At 37.9% G+C, this 20,658-nt stretch carries 20 protein-coding genes; 8 read left to right on the top strand and 12 right to left on the bottom strand.

Features of this window, described 5'->3' with window-relative positions; all coding sequences use genetic code 11:
* Positions 1 to 20 precede the first annotated feature (20 nt).
* Positions 21 to 842 (bottom strand): VOC family protein, encoded by an 822-nt coding sequence (locus IGI52_RS19775; protein ID WP_127978671.1) that lies wholly within the window; start codon positions 840 to 842, stop codon positions 21 to 23.
* A gap of 303 nt (positions 843 to 1,145) precedes the next feature.
* Between IGI52_RS19775 and IGI52_RS19770 the strand changes: the two genes are divergently transcribed.
* Together IGI52_RS19770 and IGI52_RS19765 are read left to right on the top strand one after the other, a co-directional pair.
* Positions 1,146 to 1,454 (top strand): rhodanese-like domain-containing protein, encoded by a 309-nt coding sequence (locus tag IGI52_RS19770; protein ID WP_016180458.1) that lies wholly within the window; start codon positions 1,146 to 1,148, stop codon positions 1,452 to 1,454.
* 99 nt (positions 1,455 to 1,553) lie between these two features.
* On the top strand, positions 1,554 to 2,174 hold the full coding sequence (locus IGI52_RS19765) for an FMN-dependent NADH-azoreductase (protein ID WP_016180457.1): 621 nt from the start codon (positions 1,554 to 1,556) through the stop codon (positions 2,172 to 2,174).
* A gap of 15 nt (positions 2,175 to 2,189) precedes the next feature.
* Here the strand turns inward: IGI52_RS19765 and IGI52_RS19760 are convergent, their stop codons facing one another.
* Both IGI52_RS19760 and IGI52_RS19755 read right to left on the bottom strand, forming a co-directional pair.
* Entirely contained in the window at positions 2,190 to 3,359 is a 1,170-nt protein-coding gene (locus IGI52_RS19760) for an AI-2E family transporter (protein ID WP_102872477.1), read from the bottom strand.
* A 12-nt stretch (positions 3,360 to 3,371) separates the two neighbouring features.
* A complete protein-coding gene (locus IGI52_RS19755) occupies positions 3,372 to 3,716 on the bottom strand; it encodes a PTS glucitol/sorbitol transporter subunit IIA (RefSeq protein WP_127978669.1) in 345 nt (114 codons plus the stop codon).
* Positions 3,717 to 3,822: 106 nt separating this feature from the next.
* Here IGI52_RS19755 and IGI52_RS19750 point away from each other — a divergent pair, with 106 nt between their 5' ends.
* Positions 3,823 to 4,842, top strand: a complete 1,020-nt coding sequence (locus tag IGI52_RS19750) for a lactonase family protein (protein ID WP_438782185.1) — start codon at positions 3,823 to 3,825, stop codon at positions 4,840 to 4,842.
* 34 nt (positions 4,843 to 4,876) lie between these two features.
* Positions 4,877 to 5,038 carry a hypothetical protein gene (locus tag IGI52_RS19745; protein WP_164872420.1) on the top strand — a complete coding sequence of 54 codons (162 nt, stop codon included), beginning with the start codon at positions 4,877 to 4,879 and terminating at the stop codon, positions 5,036 to 5,038.
* Between the two features lie 351 nt (positions 5,039 to 5,389).
* Here IGI52_RS19745 and IGI52_RS19740 read toward each other — a convergent pair whose 3' ends face one another.
* A complete protein-coding gene (locus IGI52_RS19740) occupies positions 5,390 to 5,815 on the bottom strand; it encodes a hypothetical protein (protein ID WP_016180452.1) in 426 nt (141 codons plus the stop codon).
* A gap of 151 nt (positions 5,816 to 5,966) precedes the next feature.
* Between IGI52_RS19740 and IGI52_RS19735 the strand changes: the two genes are divergently transcribed.
* Positions 5,967 to 6,473 (top strand): GNAT family N-acetyltransferase, encoded by a 507-nt coding sequence (locus tag IGI52_RS19735; protein WP_438782184.1) that lies wholly within the window; start codon positions 5,967 to 5,969, stop codon positions 6,471 to 6,473.
* Positions 6,474 to 6,523: 50 nt separating this feature from the next.
* On the opposite strand, the gene IGI52_RS19730 is transcribed toward IGI52_RS19735, so the two are convergent.
* From IGI52_RS19730 to groES, 8 genes are all read right to left on the bottom strand, one after another.
* Entirely contained in the window at positions 6,524 to 9,199 is a 2,676-nt protein-coding gene (locus IGI52_RS19730; protein WP_438782183.1) for a cation-translocating P-type ATPase, read from the bottom strand.
* A gap of 388 nt (positions 9,200 to 9,587) precedes the next feature.
* Positions 9,588 to 10,367 (bottom strand): tRNA 2-thiocytidine biosynthesis TtcA family protein, encoded by a 780-nt coding sequence (locus IGI52_RS19725; protein WP_161169071.1) that lies wholly within the window; start codon positions 10,365 to 10,367, stop codon positions 9,588 to 9,590.
* 22 nt (positions 10,368 to 10,389) lie between these two features.
* Positions 10,390 to 12,195 carry an LTA synthase family protein gene (locus IGI52_RS19720; protein ID WP_438782182.1) on the bottom strand — a complete coding sequence of 602 codons (1,806 nt, stop codon included), beginning with the start codon at positions 12,193 to 12,195 and terminating at the stop codon, positions 10,390 to 10,392.
* Positions 12,196 to 12,444: 249 nt separating this feature from the next.
* On the bottom strand, positions 12,445 to 13,269 hold the full coding sequence (gene nadE, locus IGI52_RS19715; RefSeq protein WP_102872758.1) for an ammonia-dependent NAD(+) synthetase: 825 nt from the start codon (positions 13,267 to 13,269) through the stop codon (positions 12,445 to 12,447).
* 16 nt (positions 13,270 to 13,285) lie between these two features.
* Positions 13,286 to 14,758, bottom strand: coding sequence for a nicotinate phosphoribosyltransferase (locus tag IGI52_RS19710; RefSeq protein ID WP_127978664.1), 1,473 nt, complete (start codon positions 14,756 to 14,758; stop codon positions 13,286 to 13,288).
* Positions 14,759 to 14,944: 186 nt separating this feature from the next.
* A complete protein-coding gene (locus tag IGI52_RS19705) occupies positions 14,945 to 15,304 on the bottom strand; it encodes a DUF1827 family protein (protein WP_016180444.1) in 360 nt (119 codons plus the stop codon).
* Positions 15,305 to 15,595: 291 nt separating this feature from the next.
* Entirely contained in the window at positions 15,596 to 17,224 is a 1,629-nt protein-coding gene (groL, locus tag IGI52_RS19700; RefSeq protein ID WP_016180443.1) for a chaperonin GroEL, read from the bottom strand.
* A 24-nt stretch (positions 17,225 to 17,248) separates the two neighbouring features.
* Complete coding sequence (gene groES, locus IGI52_RS19695; RefSeq protein ID WP_016180442.1) at positions 17,249 to 17,533, bottom strand: co-chaperone GroES; 285 nt, start codon at positions 17,531 to 17,533, stop codon at positions 17,249 to 17,251.
* A gap of 196 nt (positions 17,534 to 17,729) precedes the next feature.
* Here groES and IGI52_RS19690 point away from each other — a divergent pair, with 196 nt between their 5' ends.
* The 3 genes from IGI52_RS19690 to IGI52_RS19680 all read left to right on the top strand — a co-directional run bounded on the left by IGI52_RS19690 (position 17,730) and on the right by IGI52_RS19680 (position 20,641).
* A complete protein-coding gene (locus IGI52_RS19690) occupies positions 17,730 to 18,371 on the top strand; it encodes a CPBP family intramembrane glutamic endopeptidase (RefSeq protein ID WP_102872470.1) in 642 nt (213 codons plus the stop codon).
* A gap of 80 nt (positions 18,372 to 18,451) precedes the next feature.
* The gene (locus IGI52_RS19685; RefSeq protein WP_438782181.1) at positions 18,452 to 19,072 is read left to right on the top strand and encodes an NAD(P)-dependent oxidoreductase; all 621 of its coding nucleotides are present in this window, start codon (positions 18,452 to 18,454) and stop codon (positions 19,070 to 19,072) included.
* Positions 19,073 to 19,195: 123 nt separating this feature from the next.
* Positions 19,196 to 20,641: an IS1182-like element ISEfa7 family transposase gene (locus tag IGI52_RS19680; RefSeq protein ID WP_438780458.1), complete on the top strand. Its 1,446-nt coding sequence runs from the start codon at positions 19,196 to 19,198 to the stop codon at positions 20,639 to 20,641.
* The last annotated feature ends 17 nt before the right edge of the window (positions 20,642 to 20,658 follow it).

The following is a 20,658-nucleotide window of genomic DNA, read 5'->3' as shown; positions in this document are numbered from 1 at the left end:
TTCTCGCGACTTCATTATCTTTACTTCAATACGAACCACCATTCAATTCCGGCCGCATCATAAATCGTAATCAAGGATTTCTTTTTATCAATGAAGTAATTGAACTGATTATTGCTGAGATGTTGAGACAACTCCAACAGTTTCGTTTTCGAAACTTTAAATTGCAAAAAGTCCAAGCCGAGTACTTTATCGGTAGGTAAATCAATTGTACCACCGTTTGCAGTCGTTAACCCTACGTTAAAATCTCCACGATTCAACAACAATTCTTCTTCACTTTCATCGTGAACTTGCAACCCTAGAATATCTGCTAAAAAGCTTTGCTGTTTATTCAGATCGCTGACATTTAGATGAAGCTTATCAAAATAAGCTCCGTGGATCTTTTCACGCTTAGTTGCTTTTTTTGCTAATTCATTAAAATCTAATTCAACTGGTTCTGAGGTGGAACGTTCTTTACTAGGAGCAAAGAAAATTTCGATTTCATTTCCTTCAGGGTCTTCAAAAAGCAGCCCTTTTTCATCATCAGCTTGTAAAGCAGATTTAACAGGATAATTTTCTTCTTTGGCACGGTAATAAACGTTTGCTAACTCCTCTAAATTGGGTACTACTAATGAGACCCGTTGCATTTTTTTGATCTCTCCGCGATGCTCATCTGCTCGCGGACTTTCCTCCAGCCAAAGTAATTCGCTAGCCGGATCTTTGTATCCAAGAATCGCCAATTCGTTTTCTTCACGCAGCAAGTGCAGTCCGATGATATCGCGATAAAAATGAATCATGCCATCACGATCACGTACACGAATAGCAATTGTTTTCAAACTAAGTTTCCCTAAATGAAAATTTTCCATTATTCTCTTCCCTCCGTCACTACTATTCTAACGATGCCTTCTGATTCACGCAAGTAATATCTTCCCTAAAAAATTCTGCAATTATTTTCCAACTCAAAAAAAACTTATCCAATAACAAAAAAATGATATTTTCACTAAATCCATGAAAAAAACTTGTCAACTTTTTCTAGTTTTGAATTTTTTTTGAATGTTAGCTTTACTTTTTGTCAATTTCAAGTAAAATGTCTATGATAACACTTGTAATTAGACGATACATACATTAACGTTGTAATCACTATTAAGAAAGAAAAGGCTGTTGAAAAAATGAATTATTCGGTAACAACAAAAGAATTTATGCTACTTGCTGCTAAAGAACCCGTGGAAGTTTTAGACTTGAGAGACCCTGACTTTATTGACTCCTTTGATTTACCCGAAGGATCAAACGTAACTCATATCCCGTTGACACAATTGCCAAATCGTTTGGACCAACTTGACAGAAGTAAAACGTATTACCTATTTACTCAATTCGGCGGTCGTTCAAAAACGATGGCGCAATTTTTAAGAAACGAAGGCTTCCAAGTCGCAAATGTGATTGGCGGTACCACTGCATATAAACAATATCTTGCGAGTTAACAAAATCTAATTTTAACTAAAGCTTCCAAGCAGATAAATTGTCTGCTTTGGATATTTTGTGTACGATTCGTTTGTAATTAAATTTAAGGAGTGTTAGTTTTGGCAAATGTTCTAGTAGTGAATGCTCACCCGTTATCCGCAGAAGACTCACAAACTGTCACTATTCTGGATACTTTTATTGAAGCACATCAAGCCAGTCATCCAGAAGATGTATTCACCATGTTAGATTTGTATTATACAGATCTCCCTGAGATTGATGGCGACTTACTATTAGCTTGGAAATCGTTACAAAAGGGAACTGATTTTACAGAATTGAGTAGTGTTCAGCAAGAAAAGGTGCGCGTTTTCAATGAATTTACTGATCAATTTTTAGCTAGTGAAAAAATCGTCATCGCCAATGCTTTATGGAATTTGAATATTCCAACGAAGTTAAAAGCTTGGTTCGACACAATCAACGTCGCAGGTAAAACCTTCAGATATACAGCAGAAGGTCCAACTGGATTGATTACAGATAAAAAAGCTCTTCACATCCAATCAAGTGGCGGTACATATAACGGTCAAGATTTCTCAGCACAATATGTTAAGGGAATTTTGAATTTTATTGGTATCACTGATTTTGATTCTATTTACATTGAAGGTGCGGATTATGATCCAGCAAGAGCACCTGAGATTATGGCTGCGGCAAAAGAAAAAGCCAAATCATTGGCTGCACAATTTTAAAAAAATGCCTGTCGATTATTCGTCGACAGGCATTTTTTCTTTTGTTTCGTCTTCGTACAAGTTCGATACCCCTTTGTACCACTCAAATACATGGATTGCGATAACTTTCGCCACCGCATAAAATGGAATTCCTAATATAACTCCAACGATTCCAAAAATTTTCCCAGCCGTCAACAGTACAAACATGATTGTGACAGGATGGATTTCCAATTGATTCCCCAATACTAAAGGTGAGACAATACGCCCTTCAATCGTTTGTTCGATCGCAAAAACGATAATGACTTTTACAAGCATGATTGGCCCAGTGACAATGGCAATGAAGACCACTGGCACCATTGCTAAGAAGGAGCCTAAATAAGGAATCAAATTTAAAAATCCAGCTAAAATACCTAAAGTAATCGCATAATTCATTCCTACTAAAGAAAAGCCAATAATAAACATAACGGCTACAGTAAAAGCCACCGTTAACTGCCCACGAATATATGAAGCTAACTGCGAGTTCATTTCAGTCATGACCTTAAGTGTCGGCTTTCGTGCTTTTGTCGGCAAAAGCTTAAGAATGTAAGGCGCTAATTGATCGCCATCCTTTAGCAAAAAGAATAAAATGATCGGCGCTGTAATCAACGCGATCACCACTGTAGCTAGCGTAGAAACAACACTTCCTAATCCTTGCAGTGTAACTCGTGAAATCTTTTGCGCAGTATCCGTTAATGACTCTAAGATTTTCTGCAGACTATTATCAATGTGTTGTTGAAACGGCTTGAAGGCAGGGTCCTTAAAAATATCATTTAATTTATCACTTATTGTGTCAAAGTAGCTAGGTAGACTTTTCATCATTGAACCGATCTGCTCTCTAATCTGCGGAATAATCACTACAATTCCCCAAATAAGTAAGGCAACTACCGCGATGAAAAGCAGTACAATCGCAAAAGTCCGCTTCAGTCCTTTACGTTCCAGAAAATTGACCACAGGATTCATCAAATAATAGAGAATACCTGCGATTACCATTGGAAGGCCGACGATCGCAAAGAATTGTCCCACCGGCTCAAACAAATAGGATACTTTTGTAAAGACCAACGCGATCAACAGCAGCAGTAATACAATGATCAATGCTACAACTACCTGGCTGTTTAAAAACCATTTCCAAAACCAAGAGGTTTTTTGCGTTAATTTCTTTTTATCCACTCACTCACACCCCTACTGAAAGGTAATTTTCATCCCTACTTCCAAGTCTGGAAGCTTTTCTGGAACAACATAGATCGCATTTGGAATCACTCCAGCTTCTTTCTGAAAGAAAACTGTCGCATGTCCAATTTCATTTAAATTTTGATTAGCTAAAGGTCCTACCCCAATTACCTGATAAGCCTGATCCCCAAAGATCAATTGTCCACCTTTTTCTAATATAATTGGTTCATCGTTAATAGGTTTTTGAACAATCGAAACATCTAATAAGTCTGGTGTAACACTTTCACCAAAAAGTACCAAGATATTTTCATCGTTAATCGCATTTTTTCCAATTTGAGTAATTTCTGTTTCAGTCATAGGTCACGCTCTTTTCACATTTATTTTTCAATTATATCACAAAGTTAGCGCTATCCAAGTGAGAATAAACTTGTTAAAATGTAGATACATTGAAGGAGGTTTTTTAATGATCCACAAAATAATTTTAGGTACGTACACACGACGCATCAGTCAAGGTATTTATCAGATCGAATTAGATACAGCGACTGAAACGTTAAACAATTTACAATTAGTAACAGAAGAAACCAGCCCTACCTACTTCGCAAAAAGCAAAGAGGGCTTTCTTTACTCAGTCACAAGTAGAGATGGTCACGGCGGGATGTCCAGTTACGATCCACAAAACAAATTTTTGAATGCGGTGACAGAAGAAGGCGCTTCACCATGTTACGTAGCTGTCGATGAAGCACGTCAACTTGTTTACGGCGCCAACTATCATAAAGGGGAGCTGAATACCTATAAAATTCTGCCGGATGGTTCTCTTGAATCCGCAGCTGCCCTTTTTCATAAAGAACCAACAGGCCCACATAAAAATCAAGATCACGCTCATACTCACTATACTGATCTTGCACCTGATCAACGCCTCGTTGTATGTGATCTTGGCACCGATCGCGTCTACACCTATGATGTTTCAGAAGCTGGTGAGGTCGAAGAAGTAGCAGTCTATGTTGCAGAACCGGGTACCGGTCCTCGTCATTTGGTTTTTCATCCTAATAAAATGATTGCGTATCTATTTGGCGAGCTGGACAGCAGCGTTACCGTTCTAACGTATGACGAAGCAGATGGCAGCTTCACTCAAACACAGAAAGTCTCTACTTTACCAAAGGATTTTGATGGTGAAAATGGCGGTGCAGCGATTCGTGTATCAAATGATGGGCGTTATCTGTATGCGTCAAATCGCGGACACAACTCAATTGCTGTTTTCGCAATCGCTGAAGATGGCTTAAGCATTGATTCGATTCAAACCATTTCAACCGAGGGAGATTTCCCAAGAGACTTTGCATTGAGTCCTGATAATGCATATGTAGTCGCGGCAAACCAAAATAGTGACAACTTAACCCTTTATCGCCGTGATAGCGAGACTGGTCTTCTAAGTATGATTCAAAAGGATGTCTTTGCACCAGAAGCTGTTTGTGTCTACTTTGATTAGTAGACAGCAAGACTCTACTATGGAGGTAGTACTTATGAATAAAGAGGAAGTTATTGAACGATTGAAAAAAGATTTGGATTTACCAAATTTTAAAGGACGTTTAGAAGAAAAAGAATATAGCGAAGAAGAATATCAAAAAATTAAAAATGATTTGAATGATTATTTCGAAAATTACGTACGAAATATCGAAAATTAAACAAAATGAGAGCTGACTACTGAGTATTATACTCGGTAGCCAGCTCTTTTGATATTTTATTAATCAGCGATAGAAACGTAATTCATAATTATAGAAAGATTTCTTCTAGCATAAAATTTTAAAATAGTTTCGTATTCATTTTTATTTTGCTACGCTACTAAAGTAAAAATTCAAAAAAAGAAGCACCGATCGGCAAATCGGTGCTAAAGGAGTATTACCTAAATGCAATGAAAAAGAAAAGGTTGTTATTGGTTATGAACTAATAATACTCGATCCTTCTTCATCTGTATTTAAAATAACGTTATAAAAAAATTAGAAAACCTTTGTTCTTTTTGATATTCCACTTGTTTACTATTTCAATAACAGATTAGTTATTTTTTGAATCGTTTTGTAGATTGTATCCGTTGCAGCATCCTGTTTTTTTTCAGCTGCATTGAAGGCTTCTTCATTTACTTCCGGTAACAAACTATCCGTCATTTCTTGACAGCCAGCTACATATTGAATATACGCCTTTTCAAAGCTTTTATGGTTTCCCATTACTTTTGCTGGCGCCTTTAACATACCGATTTTTTCTAAATTCAATTGATAAAACTGTGTTCCCTCTTTAAAAAGTTCATGGATTTCTGATAAACGTTCTTGGTCAAAATCAGCCATTTTCTTTTCGTCTAAAGCAGTACGAATCTCTTCATAGCTTGGGTGCAAGCGTTCACCCATTTTTTCCGTATTTTGAACGATTTCGTTGATTTCTCTAGCATAAAACCCTGTATTAGGTCGCATTCATTTATTCCTACTTTCTTTTTTTTATACTTTCATTTTACCGATTTTCGCACAATATGCAAAGCAGCTCAGAAAATATTAAAAATTGCTTCATTTATTATTTATTTGATGATACCTTAAAAGAAATACATTTTATAGGGGGAAAACAACTATGCACAGGATCATAAGGAAATGGCGCAATCAGGATGCTAAAAATTTAGCGAATGCGCTAAACAATAAAAAAATTCAAGCAAATCTGCGAGACGGGCTGCCTTATCCTTATACTGAGCAAGACGCCGCAGATTTTATTCAAAGCATGCTGGAAGCTGATCCGAACAAAACCTTTGCCTTTGCAATCGTGAATGAAAAAGATGAAGCAATTGGAAGTATCGGAGCTTTTCGCTGCGAGAATATCCATCGTCTAACTGCTGAGATGGGCTATTATATTGCTGAGGAGTATTGGGGCCAAGGAATCGGTACAAAAGCAATCAAACAACTCACAGACCACCTTTTTGGCGATACTGATATCATTCGAATTTTTGCGGAACCTTTTTCAACTAATCATGCATCTTGTCATTTGTTGGAGAAAAATGGGTTTCAATTGGAAGGTACCTTGAGAAAAAATGCAATAAAAAATGGTGTATTACTAGATATGCAGATGTATTCTTTGATCAAATAGAAAACTCGCATGAAGCAACATTAATGCCTTCATGCGAGTTTTTATTTAAACTATTTTTTTTGTGCACTTCGTTGGAAGGCTTTAACAATTTCAACAATTGGAATAATCGCAAAGGATGCCCCAATTACAATCCCCCATTGATAAAGATCAAGATGTGCTACCCGGAAAATATCATTCAAACCTGGTACAACAATAATGATCATCATTAAAACAAAGGATAACAAGATTGCCCAGTTAAAGCTCTTGTTGCGGAATGGTCCGACCTGGAACAATGACTGATGAACAGATTTTACGTTGAAGGCATGGAATAGCTGCATCAAGCCTAATGTTGCAAATGCCATTGTCAAAGCATCAGAATGGATTTCTGCATACGTTGTATGAACTGGCCACTGAATTGCGGACCAGTAAACAAATAGTACCGTACCTGCTTCTAATATCCCTTGATAGATAATACTTGATAAAACGCCCCCAGAAAACAGGTTTGAACTGCGCCCACGAGGATTATGCTTCATCAAATCTTTTTCAGCAGGTTCCATCCCTAATGCAATCGCTGGGAAGGTATCCGTAACTAAGTTAATCCACAATAAATGAATAGGTAATAAGGTATCCCAACCAAGTAAAGTTGCAATAAACAATGTCAATACTTCACCCAAGTTGGCTGCTAATAAATATTGGACTGCTTTTTGAATGTTTGAGAAGACTTTACGACCTTCTTCAACTGCAACAACGATCGTCGCGAAGTTATCATCAGCAAGAACCATATCAGAAGCGCCTTTAGAAACCTCTGTACCCGTGATTCCCATACCAATACCAATATCCGCTTGCTTCAAGGCTGGCGCATCGTTTACACCATCCCCAGTCATAGCCACTACTTTACCTTCTTTTTGCCAAGCCTTCACGATCCGAACTTTATGTTCTGGAGAAACTCGAGCATAGACAGAATAATGTTCAACTTTCTGAGCAAATTCTTCATCAGACATTTCGTTTAATTGCGCACCAGTTAGAACAGATGCATCATCACCTTTTTCGATGATTCCTAAACGAGCAGCGATTGCTTCGGCGGTATCTTTGTGGTCGCCCGTAATCATGATTGGACGAACGCCAGCTTCTTTCGCAACTCGTACAGCTTCAGCTGCTTCAGCACGTTCTGGGTCAATCATACCGACTAAACCAGCGAAGATTAAATCATTTTCCACTACTTCAGATTCTAATTCAACCGGAACAACATCGACATATTTATAAGCCATGCCTAGAACACGTAACGCTTGTTGTGCCATGTCTTTATTATTAGCTAAAATATCTTGTTTCTCTTTGTCAGTCATTGGTACAACTTGACCATTCAATAGGATTCGCGACGTACGACCAAGTAGCACATCGGGAGCACCTTTGACAGCAACCAAAATTTTACCGGTTCCTTCTTCGTGTAGCGTACTCATTAATTTACGATCAGAATCGAAAGGCAATTCGCCGACACGTGGTTCTTCAGCTACTTTTTCACGAACATCAAAAGCATTATTTAGTCCAAATTGTACCAAAGCTGTCTCGGTTGGATCTCCAATTAAGCCACCTTCTTGGGTAAACTTCGTGTCATTCGCATAGTTCATGACTTTCATCGCCATACTATCTACTGGTACTTCACCATTTGCATCATATTGTTGATTGTCTACGTATAATTTTTCAACCGTCATCTGATTCAAGGTTAATGTCCCAGTTTTGTCTGAAGCAATAATATCAGTTGAACCCAATGTTTCAACGGCTGGCAGTTTACGAATTACAGAATTTCGTTTTGCCATTACTTGCGTTCCAAGAGCCAAGATAATTGTTACAATCGCTGGTAGCCCTTCTGGAATTGCTGCAACCGCCAACGAGATCGAAGTCAACAGCATATCAACCCAAGATGTATCGTTGAAGAAAATCCCAACAAAGAACATCACGATAGCGATAATAATAATTGCAAAGGTCAAGAATTTACTCAATTGGTTCAAATTCGTTTTAAGTGGCGTTTCTGTCTCATCTGCCTGCGCCAACATACCAGCAATTTTACCAACTTCGGTATTCATTCCTGTGTTAACAACGACACCTTTACCTCGACCATAGGTCACATTACTATTTGAATAGGCCATATTGACACGATCGCCAATACCAACTTCTCCGTCCTCAATCACAATCAGTTCTTTTTCTACCGGTACGGATTCACCCGTCAGTGCTGCTTCTTCAATCTTCAATGAAGCAACTTCAATCAAACGTAAATCTGCAGGAACGACATCTCCGGCTTCTAGCATCACGATATCACCAGGCACAAGATCCGTTGATTTTACTGAACTGATATGACCATCACGTAAAACATTCGCATTTGGTGTAGACATTTCCCGCAAAGCTTCGATTGCTTCTTCGGCCTTTGATTCTTGTACCACACCCATCACAGCATTAATGATAACAACAGCTAAGATAATGATCGAATCCACTACTTCATGAGAGACGACCGCAGATATAATTGCCGCGAACAATAAGACAATGATCATTAAATCTTTGAACTGTTCGATAAAACGAGCGAACATACTTTTCTTTTCGCCCTCTTCTAATTCGTTCAAACCGAACTCACTTAAGCGTTTTTCTGCTTCAGCGGTTGTTAATCCTTCTTCCGTCGTTTGAACTTCTGCTAAGACCTGTTCTGTTTCCTCAGTATAAAAAGGCTTTAGCAGTTGTTGTTTTTTCTCCTCTGACATTATTATCCTCCTTATTCGTTTCGAATGTCGTATACCATTCTTCTAATTACGCTAGTCTGCTCTTAATTTATGGTGATAAATTCTTAAAAGAACTTATCTGGACCTTCGAAGACATATCATTCTACTATTCTGCTAAAACAGGAAGTTGAACTGACAAAGCGTATAGAAAAACTGGCAAAGTTGAACTGACATCCTTAAAATGATGTTCCTTTTAGGAATAAAAAAATAGACTTGTGTATGCGAAAGACACATACATAAGTCTCACTATTTAAGACAACACCAGAAAATTGCTTTTCTTGCTGGTGGCGTTGCCACAGCTTGCGCTGCTAGTTACTCCCTCATGAATACAAAATGAATTATAGCATGAGAAAAGGCTGGAATACAATTACTACTTTTTAATTAATGAATTGTAAGAGTTTCCAGCAGAGACTTCTGTCCAAAAATCTTCAGCTGTTCCTTGTTCCATGCCCATTATAAACTTTTCTCGGATATCTGGATAGTTTTTAGCAAGCTGCGTCACCAAGTTCTTGATTTCTTCCCTTTTTGTTTTTTTATCCACAGGGCAAGGATTAAAAATTACAGGGAGTTCTTCACGTTTCACAAGACGGATAATTTGTTTCTCCTCTAAATAGATCATTGGGCGTACTAATGTCACCTTCGTTTTTGATAAATAGCTTTTTGGTTCAAAACTGTTTAAACGTCCGTGAAACAAAAAGTTCATAAAGTAGGTTTCAATCGCATCATCTACGTGGTGACCTAGAGCGACTTTTTGACACCCCAGCTCACTTGCGCGATTATACAGGATTCCACGGCGAAGCTTCGCACATAAAGAGCAGGGCGACTTTTCTTCACGTATATCAAAAACGACTTTCGCGATATTTGTCGGAACTACCTCTAATTGATAGCCTAAGTTTTCAACAAATTTTTTCATCGGAGTAATGTCACAGCCTTCAAATCCCATATCAAGAGTAATCGGTACAATTTCAAAGTCAAAACCTAAACGCCGTTGACGCCGAATCTGATCTAATAAATAGAGCAACGTCGTACTGTCCTTTCCCCCGCTCATTCCAATCGCCACTTTATCACCAGGCTCAATCATTTGATGAGTTAAGATTGCCCGACGCAGTGGATTGTAATAATTCTGATTGTCTTTCTTTTTAAACCCCATATTTGCTCCTTTAATCTCGTGTTTATTCAAAAAAATTTTCTTTCAAGCTATACTGATGACCAGCTGTAATGTCGTATTGGATCATTTGATATTCTTGATAAATTTTTTCTTGCTTTTGATTGAGCCGAGCTTCTTTGAACCATTGCCCGCTTTGATAATACATTCCTTTTTCAAAAGCGGGGAACTCTTTTTGTAACGCCACTAACAAATTTTGAAACCCAGTCATTTGAAGACCGCCTTGCTGAAAAAGATCTGCAGCAAAATAAAAGGGACTTGTTGTCACTTGTTGATTGCTGAGTTGATGGCGATTATCATACATCAGAAACTCTGTTTCATGTAGTAAATGTCCTTGATTCTCCTTTTGAATATTCTCTGAATAAATTCCTGGCAAATGATCTCCCCAAAAAACAACCAAGGTTCGTTCCGGTAGATCGTCTAATTTTTGCAGAAAATCCTTCAACGCTTGACTACTGTATGCAATATCTTGCAAATAAGCCCGAACAGATAAGCTATCGTCCCCTTTGACTAAGTAAGGAATGTTCGAGTATTTATTTTCGTACGGCATATGCGTTTGCATTGTCACTAAATGCAAAAATTGCGGCTTTTTATTTTTATCTAATTGATCAAAGATTTCTTGATAGGCCGCTGCATCTGAAATATACGGATTATTTTCAAGTTTATCCGTATGCTTCATTGTTTTTTCGTCCAAGAATTGATCAAACCCAAATGTTTCATAGACATCTTTTCTCTTGTACATTGAAGTATTGTAAGGATGGATTGCCGTCGTTTCGTACCCGCGTTCCTTCAATGTTCCGACCAACGAAGGAAATGAATCAAAATCCGACATCAGCATTGTATAAGGCGTAGTCATCTGTGCATTGAATAGCTCCATGGAAAAACCCGTCAAGGCTTCAAATTCGATATTCGCCGTCCCACCGCCATAATTTTGCGATAGCATCTGACCACTATAGGTTTGATCGGCGATTGTACGATAATCTTGCAGTGGATCCCCACCTAAAATTTCTAAGCCATTCAAACGACTTGGATCAGAAAAACTTTCACTCATAACATAAATAATATTCGGTTTTTCCTCTGAAGTTGTTTTTGCTTTTTTTTGATATTTCTTAGTAATTCTCTCTACATTCACTTGAGAATAATCCGCTGGCTTTTCCATCGCCTCCACCGGTAAATTATACAAAAAGCCACCCATAAACCCAGTGTTGTAATAATTCATTTTTTGACTATAGGGAATCCATAAAGCCGTTTTATTATAAGCCTTGCGCAATAGATTCCCTTGCTGGTTGAATCCACCGATATACAGCAACAAACTGCTAGTTAAAATGAAAAATACAAAACGCATCCGTTGTTGTTTTTTCTCTAACTTCCAGCTTTTCTTCAAACTAAAGAGAACTAAAATAATTCCTAACGCCAACATCAGTAAAAACAGAAGAAATAATGGAAGACCAATCATGTCGTAGATCATTCCGAATTCAGTAATCATTTTCAAATCATTTGGATAGATCGGCTCCATCCGATAGTTCATCTTCAAATAATTCGCAATTCCTACACCAATCACCGTTAAAAGATAAAATACACTACCCGATTTCAGTGAGCCTAAAAGACTGCTGACCCACCCATAAAAAATAAGCAGTACAAAGCACCCTAAAAGGAATTTTTCAGTGTGCCAAGAAAAAGCAAATTTGAACATTAATTCAAAGGAAAACTCATTTTGTGTTAGTTGAAAAAAAAGATTTGAACTAACAATTAATCCTATCACACCAATAATTTTTAACAGCTGTTGCCAAGGAATTTTTCGAAATTTGTGCATGTGTCTCTCCTATCTATGGATTTCTAAATCGTATTAATTCTTTTATCTTTAAAATACGAAATATCCTTCCAATGCCCTTCGCACATATCTTTCAGCCAGTCTATATAAGCTTTTGAATTAGCAAGGCATCCTAAATAGTTTAGCGAGAAATTAGAAGAAAGTAAAGAACGATAAGTTTACACTAAAATCGTTGGGTAAAACAAAAAAGTCTAGCAGAGTTGAAGCTCCGCTAGACTACGATTAAATTTACTATTTCCAAAAATCATCGAAGATCGTGATTGGTAAATGGCGTTTATGCTGCGTTTTATTCCACCAATTTTCAATCGTTGCTTGCGCCGTTTCGTCAATTGACTTACCTTCTAAGTAGTCATCGATATCATCATAGGTTACTCCCAATGCTACCTCATCAGAGATTAACGGCTTCCCATCTTCTAAATCAGCCGTCGGAACCTTCAAATACAAAGCTTCTTCCGCTCCTAATTCTTTCAACAGCATTTTACCTTGACGTTTATTTAAGCGGAACAGTGGTAAAATATCCGCGCCACCATCGCCAAACTTAGTAAAGAAACCTGTGATATTTTCAGCCGCATGATCTGTTCCGATAACAGCTCCTTGATTGCCGCCAGCAATTCCATATTGAGTGATCATTCGTTGACGTGCTTTGATATTTCCTTTGTTAAAATCACTGATTGCAACACCAGCTTCTTCTAATGCGGCAACCTCCGCGTCGACAGCTTCCTTGATGTTCACGCTTAAGCTAACATCTGGATTGATAAAATCTAATGCTCGCTTAGCATCCGCTTCATCAGCCTGAGAACCATAAGGCAATCGTACAGCGATAAATTTATACGTATCATCATCTGTCTCTTGCCGCATCTCTTCCATCGTAAGCTGAGCAAGCCGACCAGCCAAGGATGAATCTTGCCCTCCGCTGATTCCTAAAACAAATGTCTTTAGAAACGGATATTTTCTTAGATAAGCCTTTAAAAACTCAATACTTTTACGAATTTCTTCTTTGGGATCAATGGTAGGTTTCGTCCCTAATTCCTTAATGATTTCTTCTTGCAGCTTCATCATAAGCTTCACTCCTTTAATCTTCTTGCTCTGTTTTTACCACAGATCTACGCACTTGGTCCATAATTTTGTTTTTATGGTTCCAACACTTCGTAGAAAGATCAACTGGATATTTTTGTGGATTTAGATCACGTTTGTACTCTTCCCACAGTGAATCTAAGCTGGCTTTAGCAGTCTGCTTAACTTCTTCTAAATCTGGCAAATCATAAACAAGCTTGCCATCTACATAGATGTCTCTTAAGACTGGACGAGCCTCAAAATTTTTCACCGTTTTATTGATATATGGATAAACTGGATGGAACATATAAATTTCTTTCTCTTCTCGTGGATCCTCATCCCATAATGTGACATAATCGCCTTCTGATTTGCCATCAGATTTACGTGTGATCCGCCAAACTTGTTTTTTACCGGGAGTCGTAACTTTCTCTGCATTACTAGAGAGTTTAATGGTATCCACCATCTCCCCTTGCTCATTTTCGATTGAAACCAACTTGAAAACGGCTCCAAGCGCTGGCTGATCATAAGCCGTAATTAGTTTTGTACCAACTCCCCAAACATCGATCTTCGCATGTTGCATCTTTAAGTTCAAAATCGTACTTTCATCTAGATCGTTAGATGCATAGATCTTCGCGTCAGGGAAACCCGCTTCATCTAATTGTTGGCGGACTCGTTTGGAAATATAAGCCATATCACCGCTATCAATCCTTACACCCAAGAAATTGATTTTATCACCCATTTCTCGAGCAACTTTGATTGCACTTGGTACACCTGATTTGATCGTATCATAGGTATCTACTAAAAAAACACAGTCTCGATGAGTCTCAGCATAAGCTCTAAAACCATCGTAATCATTGCCATAGGATTGGATCAATGAATGGGCATGGGTACCGCTATCAGGAATTCCAAAAATCTTTCCTGCTCGTACATTACTTGTAGCATCGGCTCCACCAATATAGGCAGCCCGGGTTCCCCAAAGTGCAGCGTCTAATTCCTGAGCTCGGCGTGTACCAAACTCTAATAAAGGATCGTCACCGATTACTGATTTGATTCGAGCAGCTTTCGTAGCGATCAGCGTTTGGAAATTCACAATGTTCAAAAGTGCCGTTTCAACCAATTGACATTGGAGTAATGGCCCTTCCACCTGAATAATCGGTTCATTGCTGAAGACCAATTCACCTTCCACTGCAGAACGAACAGTGCAAGTAAACTTAAAGTCACGCAAATAATCAATAAAATCGGCCGGATAATGTTCTACCTCTGATAAATAGGCCAAATCGCTTTCACTGAAAGTTAATTCTTCCAAATACTTTACAAGTCGTTCAAGACCGGCAAAGATGACATAACCATTATCAAATGGCATACTGCGAAAATAGCACTCGAATACGGAATGAAGATCTGCTCGTCCTGTCTCCCAGTAAGTTTTCATCATATTGATCTGATAAAGGTCCGTATGAAGTGTCAAACTGTCATCTTCGTACAACTTTTTCATAGTCATGCTCCTCATTTGTTTTTAGTAAAATAAACTATTTCACTTATTATAGCACAAGAATTCCGAGGCAACAGTGTTAGCTCTTCAACATAAAAAAATCTATTTAAAATGACTACTCTATATCTATTTATTGCTGGTTGGAAAAGGAAAAAAAGAAAAAGGCCTTAAGCCTTTCTCGATTCAAGATTATTCTTTTGGAATTTTATACTCCACCGCAATGATATCTTTATAGGACTCTTTAGGTCTAAGACCCGCTTCGATAATTTGTTTTTTGTAGCCAACATCTACGGTAACATCTTCACGATCCACTTTTAACAATCGATGAATAATTGTATCTACTTCTTGATGACTGATTTTGCGCTTGCGATTCAGCAACAATAAATCAATTGTATCAAAGCGGTCGGCGTAAATGATCTTCGTCCGATCATATGCAAATAATTTAAGCAGCTTTACAGCTGGGCGTTTATCAAAAAAATATTTGGTTAGATTAGGATACAGTGTTTCTAAGTTAACATTACTATTCAACGGTGTTTCGATTAATTTCATTCAACATTCTCCTATCCCTACATATTTTTATTCTATAAGACTGATTTATTTTCTTTACAATGACCATTTTACCATATGAAGCAAACGTTTTTTAATGAATAAAAAAAATCTTATAAAAAAGAAATAGATTGATAAAATCGCCTTATAATCACTTGTAATCAAAAAATCTATTCTGCTTAATTTGTTTTTTAAAGGTATAGAATTCTAAAAAATTTATAGAATTCATCAGTCCATTTAGAAAAAAAAGCCACCGGAAATTTTCCGATGACTTTACGCCTTATGATGAACTAATTACATCATACCGCCCATCATTGATGGGTCCATTGCTGGTGCAGCAGCAGCTCCACCTTCAACAGGTTTGTCAGCAACAACTGCTTCAGTTGTTAATAGCAACGCAGATACTGATGCAGCATTTTGCAAGGCTGAACGAGTAACTTTTGTTGGGTCAACAATCCCAGCATCGATCATATTGACATATTCACCTGATGCTGCATTGAAACCAGTTCCTTGATCAGCATTTTTCAATTTATCGATTACAACTGAACCTTCAAAGCCAGCATTTTCAGCAATTTGACGAACTGGTTCTTCTAGTGCGCGTACTACAATTTTTATACCAGTTGCAGCATCGCCTTCAGCCTCTAATTCAGATACTTTTTTAATAACATTAACTAAGGCAGTTCCACCACCAGATACGATTCCTTCTTCAACAGCAGCACGTGTTGAGTTTAAGGCATCTTCAATACGAAGTTTTAGTTCTTTTAATTCTGTTTCTGTAGCCGCACCAACTTTAACGACCGCAACACCGCCAGCAAGTTTAGCCAAGCGTTCTTGAAGTTTTTCACGATCAAAATCAGAAGTTGTTTCACCAATTTGGCGTTTGATCATTTCAACACGATCATTCAATGCAGCTTTATCGCCAGAACCTTCAACGATTGTAGTATTATCTTTGTCTACAACAACTTTACCAGCAGTACCTAAGTTTTCAATTGTTGCTTCCTTAAGGTCTAATCCAAGATCTTCTGTAATTACAGTAGCGCCAGTTAAGATTGCGATATCTTCAAGCATAGCTTTACGACGATCACCAAAACCAGGAGCTTTCACTGCTACAACATTAAATGTTCCACGAATTTTATTCAATACCAATGTTGGTAATGCTTCGCCATCCACGTCATCAGCGATAATCAATAGTGAACGAGATTGTTGCAATACTTGTTCTAACAATGGCAAAATATCTTGAATATTCGAGATTTTCTTATCTGTGATCAAGATATATGGGTTTTCTAAAGCAGCTTCCATTTTATCGTTATCAGTAACCATGTATTGTGATAGGTAACCACGATCAAATTGCATTCCTTCAACTACGTCTAGTTCAGTATCGATCCCTTTAGATTCTTCTATTGTGATAACTCCATCGTTACCAACTTTTTCCATTGCTTCAGCAATTAACTTACCGACTTCTTCACTGCCAGAAGAAACAGCCGCAACTTGTGCAATAGCATCTTTCGAATCAACAACTTTAGAAATGCTATGCAATTCCTCAACTGCTGCTTTTGTAGCTAATTCGATTCCGCGGCGGATACCCATTGGGTTTGCCCCAGCAGTTACGTTCTTCAAGCCTTCACGAACGATTGCTTGTGTAAGAACGGTAGCGGTCGTTGTACCATCACCAGCGATATCATTTGTTTTTGAAGCAACTTCTGAAACTAATTTTGCACCCATATTTTCGAAATGATCATCTAACTCGATGTCTTTTGCGATTGTTACACCGTCATTTGTGATCAACGGAGAACCATAAGATTTTTCTAAAACAACATTGCGTCCTTTTGGTCCTAATGTAACTTTGACTGTATCTGCTAATTTGTCTACACCACGTAGCATTGCTGCGCGAGCATCTTCAGAAAATTTAATATCTTTTGCCATGATTCTTTCACCTCATTATTTTTTTTATTCTACAATTGCCATAATATCTTTTGCAGCGATGATTAAGTATTCGTTGCCTTCATATTTCACTTCTGTACCTGCGTATTTTTCAAACATTACCATATCACCAACAGCTACTGGCATTGGACTTTTTTGACCGTTTTCCAGCACATTGCCTTCACCGACAGCTACAACTTTAGCTGTTTGCGGTTTTTCTTTGGCCGCTGAAGCTAAGACTAGGCCTCCAACTGTTTTTTCTTCTTCTTGAGTAACTTCAAGAATGACACGATCACCTAATGGTTTTAACACAATAAATCCCTCCAACTAGTAATGATTTTCTAAGTTGTTAGCACTCTTGGTTACCGAGTGCTAACTCACAATTCTTATAATACCATTTTTGTTTCTTTTTGCAAGTCCTTCGTCTGCTTTTTTGATTTTTTCTACACTAAGTTTTTAATGATATATGGTATACTTGGGAACGATAAATGTTTAGAAAGGAATACTAATGACTGAAAAAAAATATAGTTTTATTACAATCTTCACTTATGGATTAGTGCTTTTTTCACCAGTTCTTTTTCAGAGTCTTCTAAAAGCCGGACCATCACTGATTATTCAGTTAACGACTCTAACCTATTTTCTAGGTGCTATCCTAATGATTTTTTATCGTATCAAATCAAAAACGTTTGGCTTAGAAATGCGACAAAAAAATCTTCTTATCACCATTTTAATTGGGATAGTTGGAATTCCTGTTTCTTTATTGCTACAAATGCTTATTTTGCAAATCGAGCAGCGTTTTCTTGGGCAATCAGTGGCTTCACAGAATACTCAAAACATTGTCCAACTAATTATGAACAATATGATTTTCATCTTAGCAACCACTATTGCTGGGCCAATTATGGAAGAATTTGTATTTCGCCGCGCGATTTTCGGCTCGTTAGAAAAAAGATTTGGTTTTTTCTTACCTGCACTACTAAGCTCTGCCCTATTCGCTTTTGCTCATAATGATGGCCACTATCTTTTATATGCAGGTCTAGGTTTCTTGTTTTGCGGTATGTATCGTTATAGCGGTCGCATCTGGACTTCTATGATCACTCATGTAGGTATGAATCTGTTAGTTATATTGACACAATTGGCATTGCAGTCGTAAGTGATATCAATCGAATCTTTTGCTATTTTATAAAAACCTCCTTAGACTAAAGATACAATGTAGCCTAAGGAGGTTTTTGTATGAAAGTAGCAATTATCGGTGCTACCGGTCATGCCGGTTCACTGATTTTAGCAGAAGCGTTGAATCGTAATTTAGCTGTAACCGCAATCGTACGCCATCCAGAAAAATTAGAGGTAGAGGTACCAATTTTAGTGAAGGATTTATTTGAACTTACTAAAAATGATATGGAATTTTTTGATGTTGTAATCAACGCGTTTCGTCCACCAGTCGGAAAAGAACAACTGCACCAAACATCCCTAAAACATCTCATCACTATTTTACGAGGAACTGATACACGTTTGATTGTAGTTGGCGGAGCTTCTTCGCTGTTTATTGACGATAAGCATAGAATGATTGAACTTTCTGATCCAAACGCCAATTATTATCCAACTGCCTACAATATGTACCAAGCGTTTTTAGACTTGAAAGCCGCGCAACAATTAAATTGGACCTACCTAAGTCCAGCGGCAAACTTTATCCCAGACGGGTTACGTACGGGCCATTATCAAGTTAGTGATGATCACTTACGCAAAAATGCCGCTGGTAAAAGTGAGATCAGTATGGCAGACTATGCCATTGCAATGATCGATGAAGTCATTGTACCGAGACACTTAAATCAGCATTTTAGTGTTTACAGTTAGAAAAAGGCAAGCCTGCAAAAGCAAGCTTGCCTCAGACTGTAGACAAAGTCCATTTTATGGATGATGTCTACAGTCTTTTCTTTTATAATAGATTTATGAAAACGAATGCAAGGAGTGATAGTTATGATGTCTAAAAACAATACGAACGGTAGAAATCAATTTGCGATGCTCACGATTGATGATTTGGTTCCTCAAGATCATCTCGTTCGAAAGATTGATGCTGCGCTTGATTTTGAATTTATTTATCCAATCGTTGAAGCCACTTACTCCGATTTAGGTCGCCCAAGTATCGATCCAGTGATTCTGATCAAATTGGTGTTTATTCAGTATTTATTCGGTATCCGTTCCATGCGGCAAACCATTAAGGAAGTCGATACCAATGTCGCTTACCGCTGGTTTTTAGGCTATTCCTTCGAGGAGAAAATCCCCCATTTCTCAACTTTTGGAAAGAATTATGTCCGCCGATTTAGAGAAACGACGGTGTTTGAGGATATTTTTGCCTATATTTTAGAACAAGCAGTTAAAGCAGGTTTTGTAACAGAGGATCATTTGTATCTTGATTCTACCCACATCAAAGCTAACGCCAATAAACATAAGTTTACGAAAGAAATGACCCATGATGAAGCGAAAGCCTATCAGGATGAATTAGAAGATGAGATCAATCGTCAACGAATAGAGGCTGGAAAACGCCCTTTTACTTTGGACTTAGAAAAGGAAGTGAAGCTGAAAGAAAGAAAAATAAGTAAAGCTGATCCGGAAAGCGGCTACTACGTCAAAGGCGAACGAGAAAAACAATTTGCTTATTCTGCCCATACTTCATGCGACGACAACGGATTTATTCTTAGCACAATCATCACTCCTGGAAATATTCATGACAGTCAAGTCGCCTTTCAGCTCGTCAAACAATCGAAGAGACTTTTTCCTGAAATCAATTGTGTTGTCGCTGATGCTGGGTATAAGACACCTAAGTTTGTTCACTTTTTGACTCATTTGAACCTTCGACCTTGTTTGCCTTATTCAAGGCCCAAAGGGAAAAAGGGGCTATTATCAAAAAATGAGTTTCTCTACGACGAGTATTTTGATTGTTATATTTGTCCGCAAGATCAAATGCTCGCTTTTTCAACGGTTACTCGAGAAGGGTACCGAGAATACAAATCCAATCCAAAAGAATGTGTGAACTGTCCTCTGCTAAACCAATGTACCAAAAGTAAAAATCATCAACGAGTCATCACGAGACATGTTTGGGGAGATCTGATGGATGAAGTGGAACATCTTCGCCTAACGGATCTGAATAAATCAATTTACAAAAAACGGAAACAAACGATTGAACGAATATTTGCGGATGCAAAAGAAAAGCATGGGATGCGTTGGACCAAGTATCGAGGCTTGGAAAAAGTCGCGACGCATACGATGCTAGTGTTTGCTGCAATGAATTTAAAGAAATTAGCCACCTGGCTATGGAAAGGCAAGGAGCCTTTATTTTTTTGTTCAAAAATTCGAAACGAAGTAGATAAAAAGCTGTTCCAAGCTCGAGTTACGAGCTTGGAACAGCTTTTGTCTACAGTCTGAGGCAAGCCTGCAAAAGC

This window comes from Enterococcus sp. DIV0187 (assembly GCF_051713785.1).
In the GTDB taxonomy this organism is placed as follows: domain Bacteria; phylum Bacillota; class Bacilli; order Lactobacillales; family Enterococcaceae; genus Enterococcus_A; species Enterococcus_A avium.
This window is presented reverse-complemented; position numbering and strand designations above follow the sequence as displayed.